The 1491-nt window shown below is 64.1% G+C and carries 1 protein-coding gene; it reads right to left on the reverse strand.

Annotated elements, in window-relative coordinates; translation table 11 throughout:
* Positions 1 to 71 precede the first annotated feature (71 nt).
* Positions 72 to 1491 (reverse strand): IS66 family transposase (locus DMH03_RS41915; RefSeq protein WP_199749247.1); only part of this gene is annotated, 1420 nt, incomplete at its 5' end.

Genomic DNA, 1491 nt, shown 5'->3' on the forward strand with positions numbered 1-1491 from the left:
GTCTCGGACACCCCTCAAGAATACCGCAAAACAATCGAACAAGCGTTCGTAATTTTAAGCAACGTAACTGTTCAGGCTATTTTGATGTTTGTTGGTAGCCAAGGGTTTCCGGTGATGGCGTCGCGGAGTCCGGTGAGGATGTGGATGTGGTTTTTGCGGAGGGTGGAGATGTAGGCGCGGACGCGGAGCCAGGTGTGGGCGCCGTGTCGGGTGCGCCAGCCGCCGGAGATTTTCATCTGGGCTTTGATCATGCGTAGGTCGCGTTCGGCTTGGTTGTTGGTGAACGGGACGGTGAGGTCGTGTGCGAAGCGCAGCACGTCGTGCTGGTAGTCGCGCAGACGTACCAGCAGGCGGCGGGGTTTGCTTTGGTGGCCTTTTTCGGGTGGGTGCAGGAATAGGCCGACGTTGACGGTGCGGATGAATCGTGAGAGCAGGGGGTCGGCGATGGAGGGTGGGATGGCGGTCAGGCCGGCGTCGCGTGCGTTGTGGGCGACGGTGTTGAGATTTTCCAGGGTTTTGATGGCGATCGATGGCCAGGAGTGCTCAGGGTGTTCTTCGCCGGCCGCGACCAGTTCGCGCAGGTGGTGGGCGTTGCAGCGGGCGTGGGTGGGACCGTAGTACTGGTACGGTTTCCAGCCGTCGTGGACCGCGACGCCCCGGAAACGTGACAGGATCCCGAATTCGTCCATCGCTTCAGTGCCGCGCAGCTTGTGGGCGAAGTAGGCGGTGAGAGTCGGAGTGCAGGCGGTGTGCAGCCACCAGGTCTTGGCCTCGACTCGGATGCCGGTCTCGTCGAAATGCGCCACTGGTGCCGCCCGCAACGCGTCGGCGACCTGCTGCTCGAACACGGCCAGCTCGGCCGCGACGGGAGTGAGCACTCCCGCGACCCAGCCGGTCGAGACCGGAAGACCCATCAGGTCACCGAGCAACTGGGCGGTCCGGGAAACCGGAATGTGCTGATAGGTCAACAGATACGTCGCCAGCGCGGTCACGTTCGGCCCGTAACATACCGGCGCGGTCGCTTCGCGGGGTCCGATCGCCGTGGTCACCTGACGGCAACCGGAACAACGCCGCCGATGCAGTCGATGCTCGGTGACCGACGGGCGCACTTCCGGCAGATCGATCACCTGCCGGCGCGCCGCCATGCCGGCCTTGTCGCGTCGACGTAGCATCGCCCCGCAGCCGCCACAGGAGGATGGCATGTGATCAACGATCCGATCCGGATCGTCCACCATGGACAGACTCGCCCCCGGCGCTCCCGGCTGCTTTCCCCGCTTCCGGCCAGTCTTTCCACGTAACGACTTCGGCGCCGGTTTGCTGAACCTGTCCGACGATGGCGGCATCGACGAGTTGCCGGAATTCATCCCCAGACGACGCTTCAGCTCAGCGACCTCGCCCCGCAGCTGAGTGATCTCCTCACGGGCACGAGCAAGCTCGACCGCCTGCGCGGCGACCAACGCCGCAAGCTCGTCATACGACGGCCGAACCCCT

It is taken from the genome of Amycolatopsis sp. WAC 01376 (assembly GCF_003947415.1).
In the GTDB taxonomy this organism is placed as follows: Bacteria; Actinomycetota; Actinomycetes; order Mycobacteriales; family Pseudonocardiaceae; genus Amycolatopsis.